Here is a 6,514-nt window from a genome sequence, read left to right as displayed (position 1 = left end):
CTATTATTGAGACTGAAGCTAGCAACGAAGTAGTTGAGGATCCTATTATTGAGACTGAGGCTAGTAACGAACTAGTTGATGAGCCTATTATTGAGACTGAAGCTAGCAACGAAGTAGTTGAGGAACCTATTATTGAGACTGAGGCTAGTAACGAACTAGTTGATGAGCCTGTTATTGAGACTGAGGCTAGTAACGAACTAGTTGATGAGCCTGTTATTGAGACTGAAGTTAGCAACGAAGTAGTTGAGGAACCTATTATTGAGACTGAGGCTAGTAACGAACTAGTTGATGATCCTATTATTGAGACTGAGGCTAGCAACGAACTAGTTGATGAGCCTGTTATCGAGACTTATGATATTGCAGATATCAACGAAAACTACGTCTTACTAAGTGATAATGATGTTTTCACCACTGATGATATGGATGAGTTAGTAGATTTAGCAACTGAATATAAAGATTCAAGTCCAGACAAAGCTTTCAAAGCTTTGCAAAAAGCTTTGTTTAACAATCAAGAAAATGATTATGCGCCATTTATTATTATCGAAATGACTAATATTTTAAAAGCGCAAGGCTTATATGCGGAAGCAATTGAAATTTATCAACAAGCTTTAATGCTAAATATAATAAAAACAGATTCTTATTTACTAAAGCAGTTTTCTAACACTATCACTTATTTAAGCATTTTAAAAACTACTTTAACAAGTTACAATCTGCCAAAATTACCATTCAAGGAAATTAGTCCTGAAATTTTAGCTATTGTTGAGAAGGATTTTGCCGAAAAAAATCAAAATTTATAAAAATATAATTATGTGTTCAAAGACTTTGCAATTTTTAATGTTCTTGAAAATTGCAAAGTCTTTGAAAGAAAAGTAGGAGGATTATACATGAAAAAAAGTATCGATATGTTAGGATTGCCAATTATCAGTATTACCGAAGGTCGCGAATTAGGCGTAAGTAAATCATTAGTAATTGACGCTGAGCAAGGAATTGTTGCAGCACTAGTAATTGAGGATGAAGATTGGTATCGCGGAGTTAAAGTAATGCCATTTAAAGCCGTTAGTGCAATCGGTGAAGATGCAATTATTATAAATAACAGCAGTGATATCTTACAGTTAAATGATGCTAGCGAATTTGAGCCATTATTAGTTGATAATATCAAAATTATTGGCACAAAAGTAATTACAAAAAGTGGTTCAATCCATGGCAAAATTACTGAGCTTATTATTGATGAAGCCGGTGCTATTTCGAAATGTTTAATTGAAACTTCATCAGGAGCTTCCAGTGAAATAACTGCTGAACAAGTTTCAACATTTGGTAAACAAGTTACTATTATCAATTCCGATGGTGGTAATAGCATTATTAATGAAACTAAAGCTGCAATGGCTGTAGAAACTGTTATTACTGAACCGATAATTGAAGAACCTACTCCAGTAGTTGCAGAGGTAATTGTTCCAGAAGTCGAAGAAGTTGTTGAAACTGTCATTGAAGAAACTATCGAAGAGGAAGAAGTTCAAGCTGAAGAAAAACCGGTTGATGATCGTCACCGTAAATTTTTATTAGGTAAAAAAGCAGGTAGAACAATAACAACAGATAGCGGTGTAGTAATTGTTGAGCAAGGTGCAGATATCACTGAAGAAGTGTTGCAAAAAGCGAAATTAGCCGGAAAATTTGTTGATTTATCAATGAATATTCAGTAATATTCAAATAATTACAAAAAAAACCCCTGCTAAGGCAGGGGTTTTTAAATAAGGATGGATGCTTTATATTAAAATATAGTACCCTAAGCAAAACTTCCAAATTAATAATATTTTTTTGCATTATAATTTTATTTTCTTCTATTGGTTTAATATCTTCTAATATGTTTTTACAAGTATCAGATAGAATATTTCAAGGTATCATCGTGGATGATATCTCTTTAGGTGGACTAACAGTCGACTCTGCAATAACCAATCTTGATTATAATTTAGCCACAAAAATCAAAGATAAACCTGTTATCACTTTAAATTACAATAATAAAACTTGGGAAATAACAGCCGATGATATCGACTTGAAAATAGATATTATTCAAACAGCTCATAATAGTTACAACGTTGGGCGAACAGGTACTCCTATGGCTAAAAGAATGTTAGATCGAATAACCGCACTCTATAGTGAATTTAAAGTTCCTTATGTTTTAACATTAAGCGAAGAAAAATTAAATCAAAAACTAATTGCTATCGCCAATGAAATCAATAAGCCGGCACTTAATGCAACCTTGAGTGTTAAAGACAATGTTATAATTAATAATCCCGAACAAATCGGTCAAAAAATCGACTTAGAAAAATTAAAAACATTGATAAATATTAATACTTTAAAGTTGGGCTTGCCAAAACAGCTATCATTAACCGTTGAAATTGATAATCCTAAAATAACTACAGCTTCATTAAAAGAAATCGATACTATTTTAGCTATGTATCATACTAATTTCAATTTAAACGCCGAAAACCGCAATACTAATATCAAGCTAGCTGCTCAAAGCTTAAATAATATTTTGTTACATCCTAACGAAATTGCTTCTTTTGATAAAATAGTTGGCCCAAGAATTGCTGCGGCCGGATTTAAAGAGGCTCCTTCTTTCATCAATGGGAAACTAGTCCCGGATATTGGTGGTGGAGTTTGCCAAGTAACCAGCACGTTATATAATGTAGCTTTATTAGCAAATCTGGAGATAGTAGAACGCTTATCTCATTTTCGACCGCCTTCTTACGTGCCAATCGGCTTAGATGCAACAGTGGCTAACGGTCTCATTGATTTTAAATTTAAAAACAATAAAAATCATGCTCTCTATATAGTAACGCAAATTAGTAATGACACTCTTAGCATCTATCTTTTAGGCAATAAAGAAGATTTAAGTACTGAAAAAATCAATATCATTTCCGAAATTGATGCAGTCCTAGAGCCAACAACACTTATTACCCAAGATCCAACCTTACCCTTAGGCACTGAAATTATTGATTTTCCTGGTGCCCAAGGCTATAAAGTTTCAGCTTATAAAATAACTAGTGTCGACGGTATTGTAACAAGCAAATTTTTATTGCACAATGACGTCTTTGAACCTGAGGAAAAAACCATCAGGGTTGGCACTCAACCAATACCACCACCAATTGCTGTATCAAAACCAAAATAAAGCACTTTGCAAAATTTTTGCAAAGTGCTTCTTTTTTTAAATCTTAAAGCTATTAACAAGTTTTTGTAATTCTTGTGCTAATTCAGCTAAGGCTCTACTTGCTCCTGCCACTTCTTGAATAGTTGCAGATTGCTCTTCTGTCGCCGCCGAAGCAGTACCAGTACCTTCTGCTGTTTTTTTACTGATTTCTTCTATTTCCATTACTGCTACATCAGCTTCATTGCTAGCTTTAATCATCTCTTCTACCGCTTTTTGTGTTGCAATGATTTCTCTATTTACTTCACCAATCATTTTATAAATATCTCTAAAAATTGTGCCAGCATTATTAACCGCCTCAGCACCGGCTTTTACCTCAGTTGTGCCAACATTCATTGATTTAACAACGCTTTGTGTATCATTTTGAATTTTTCCTATTAATTCCGAGATATGTTTTGCCGATACTTGCGATTGCTCTGCTAACTTTCTTACTTCATCAGCAACAACCGCAAAGCCTCTACCATGTTCACCGGCTCTAGCTGCTTCAATCGCCGCATTAAGCGCCAACAAATTAGTTTGTCCGGCAATACCCGAGATGGTATTAACAATTTCGCCAATTTCTTTCGATCTTTCGCCTAATTGACCAATCAAAACACTGGAAGTATCAACTGATTTCCCCAGCGAATCCATTTGTCCAATTGCTTTGTTCACAATTTGATTACCAACGCCAGCCTTTTCAGCCATTTCACTAGCTTTTCCGGCCATTTCTGCCGAAGACTTCGACATATTATCAATTTCTTTAACAATTCGCTCTACTGTTCCTAAGGCGGTTTCTACAGACAGAACTTGTTTGTCTGCGCCCATCGCCACATCAGTTATTACCTTAATAATTTGTGCCGAAGATTGCGAAGATTCATCTGAACTTGCAGTTAATTCCTCACTAGAAGCCGCAACCATTTGTGCCGAAGAACTAACTTTAGAAATAACATCTCTTAATCTGTCTCTCATACTCACTAAGGCTCTGCCGAGCGAGCCAATTTCATCTTCTCGATTAATATTAAACTCACATTTAGCAAAGTCACCTTCAGCTAATTTATTAGCAAAGTCTTTCATTTGGTCAATTGCTTTTGAGATATTAAGAGTGAACGTGCTAATTACCCCTACTAACAATGCGATGATTATAACGCCCATAATAACAAGAGTCACCATCATCTTTTTAACCGGTGCATACAATTCATTAACATCTATTGCGTTGGCAATAACCCAACCGGTATTACCGATTTTACTGCCTCTAACAACCTCTTCAACACCGTCAACTTTAATTGTTCTTACTGCAATCCCATCTTTTAAAACAGTTTGATAAAAATTATATAATTCTTCATTATTTATATTAGCAATGTTGTCAGTTTTTTGATATTTAGGATGAGTAATAAAATCGCCGACTGAATTTAACACGAAGGTATAGCTAGTTTCACCGGTCTTCATATTTTCCGTTTTTGCTAAAATCGGTTTTAACGAAATATCAATTCCTGCAACCCCAACTTTTTGTCCATTACGATAAATTGGATGACCAACTGTAACCAGTAAATCTTTCGTTATCAGATCTTCATAAATTGGAGAATACGCGACGGTATCACCTTTGATTGCTTCTTTATACCACGGTCTAACCGATGGCACCCATTCTGGCGGTGGTGTCCAATTATCAAATATTCCTCTGCCGTCTGCCATTCCGGCAAAAACTTCAGCTAACGAAGGATCACCTTTCTTTGTCGCCGTTACTAAGCTCAACATTTCTTCTGTACTAAGATCTTTATTGGAAAAAATAGCCGCTAAATTTTTTACAACACTTTCTCTGACGATTAAATCACGATTTAATTCCTGACTAAAATAACTTATTTGGGCATTACTGGTGTCCATAATTTGTTTTTCCAAGGCCGCTTTTGATTGATAATACGAGTAAAAGCTTGATACTGCCGTTAAAATAACAACCGGAACTACGATAAATACTAACATTTTCATTCGCAATTTCATATTTATCCCCCCTATTAAATTATCTTGCCGAATTTATTCATTAATTTTAATTATAACTTATTTTACAGAAAATTAAACTATTTTCAAGATATTTCAAACTAATGTTTGAAATATCCCAAAAAAAGCCACGACTAGCTAGTAGTCATGGCTTTTTAAAAATTAATTATATTTTAAATTTTCCTATTTCATGTTGTAAATCCGTTGCTAATTTTGCTAAATGCTGACTAGCTGAAGCAATTTCTTCAATCGAAGCTGATTGCTCCTGGGTTGAAGCGGAAATATTTTGAGTTTGTTCTGCTGTTTTTTGGCTTTCGACATCAATTTCTTTAACCGAGTTCACAACTTCATTCGTCCCACTAGTAATTTCTTCAATTGCCGCTGATATTTCATGAACCTGCTCGGCAACTTGACTTACTTTTTGATAGATTTCATTAAAGTTTCGACCGGCTTCGGCAACAACGCCCGCCCCGGTATCAACTTCTTTTTTGCTATCATGCATAAAAGTTACCGCACTATCAGTTTTGCTTTGAACCTCACTAATTAACGTAGTAATTTGTTTTGCTGCATCTTGAGATTGCTCTGCTAATTTTCTAACCTCTTCTGCCACCACTGCAAAACCACGTCCAGCCTCACCGGCTCTCGCTGCTTCAATTGCTGCGTTTAATGCCAATAAATTAGTCTGTCCGGCAATAGCGGAAATAACCTCAACAATATGACCGATCTGTTTTGATTTATCTTCCAGTTCACCAATCACTGTTGCTGTCGCATTAGTTTTAACCTCAATCGTCTTCATTTGCGTTACCGCATCTTTAATTGAAGCTTCACCATTTTTCGCTGTACCGGCTGTTTCACCGGCAGAATTAGAGACTACTTCAGTATTTCCTGCCACTTGTCTGATGGCATTAGAAATATGATCAACAACCGTATTAGCCTTATGAGCTAATGATAGTTGATTTTCCGCCCCTTGCGCCACTTCAGTAATAGAAATTGCTACTTGATTAGAGGCCTGCGCAGATTGTTCCGAACTAGCGGTTAATTCTTCAGAGGACGCCGCTAATTGTTCAGCCATATCAGCAATTTTTTTAATTAATGCTTTAATATTTTTATTCATTACATCAACAGCTCTCGATACATCCCCAAACTCACTCTTATCAGCTAAACTTTGTGCTGATACATTAATGGAAAAGTCCCCTTTTGCCAATCTTTCCAAAAAGATTATAACATCATTCAATCTTTTAACAATTCTATTGGAAATGAACATCGCTAACCATGAGCCGATAATCACCGCTATGATAATAATGGCAATAAAAATACCATTAGCAAAGATAAAGTCCTTTTCAT

General features: G+C 35.2%; 5 protein-coding genes. 3 read left to right on the top strand and 2 right to left on the bottom strand.

Annotation, left to right across the window (positions count from 1 at the left end):
• The 3 genes from KBI38_07715 to KBI38_07705 form a co-directional block, all read left to right on the top strand.
• Window positions 1-797 (top strand): hypothetical protein (locus KBI38_07715; protein MBP8629941.1); only part of this gene is annotated, 797 nt, incomplete at its 5' end.
• Between the two features lie 87 nt (window positions 798-884).
• Window positions 885-1,697: a PRC-barrel domain-containing protein gene (locus KBI38_07710; GenBank protein ID MBP8629940.1), complete on the top strand. Its 813-nt coding sequence runs from the start codon at window positions 885-887 to the stop codon at window positions 1,695-1,697.
• Window positions 1,698-1,900: 203 nt separating this feature from the next.
• The gene (locus KBI38_07705) at window positions 1,901-3,166 is read left to right on the top strand and encodes a VanW family protein (GenBank protein MBP8629939.1); all 1,266 of its coding nucleotides are present in this window, start codon (window positions 1,901-1,903) and stop codon (window positions 3,164-3,166) included.
• A 36-nt stretch (window positions 3,167-3,202) separates the two neighbouring features.
• Here the strand turns inward: KBI38_07705 and KBI38_07700 are convergent, their stop codons facing one another.
• Both KBI38_07700 and KBI38_07695 read right to left on the bottom strand, forming a co-directional pair.
• On the bottom strand, window positions 3,203-5,173 hold the full coding sequence (locus KBI38_07700) for a methyl-accepting chemotaxis protein (GenBank protein ID MBP8629938.1): 1,971 nt from the start codon (window positions 5,171-5,173) through the stop codon (window positions 3,203-3,205).
• 163 nt (window positions 5,174-5,336) lie between these two features.
• Window positions 5,337-6,514, bottom strand: a 1,178-nt coding sequence (locus KBI38_07695; GenBank protein MBP8629937.1) for a methyl-accepting chemotaxis protein, incomplete at its 5' end; no start/stop codon positions are given.

The organism is Negativicutes bacterium, assembly GCA_018052945.1.
Lineage (GTDB): Bacteria > Bacillota > Negativicutes > JAGPMH01 > JAGPMH01 > JAGPMH01.
The sequence above is the reverse complement of the archived record's forward strand: the minus strand, read 5'-3'. Positions and strand labels throughout refer to the sequence as shown.

Coding starts and splice junctions, on each gene's coding strand:
- KBI38_07710 (MBP8629940.1), top strand. CDS start 885: ATGAAAAAAAGTATCGATATGTTAGGATTGCCAATTATCAGTATTACC.
- KBI38_07700 (MBP8629938.1), bottom strand. CDS start 5,173: ATGAAATTGCGAATGAAAATGTTAGTATTTATCGTAGTTCCGGTTGTT.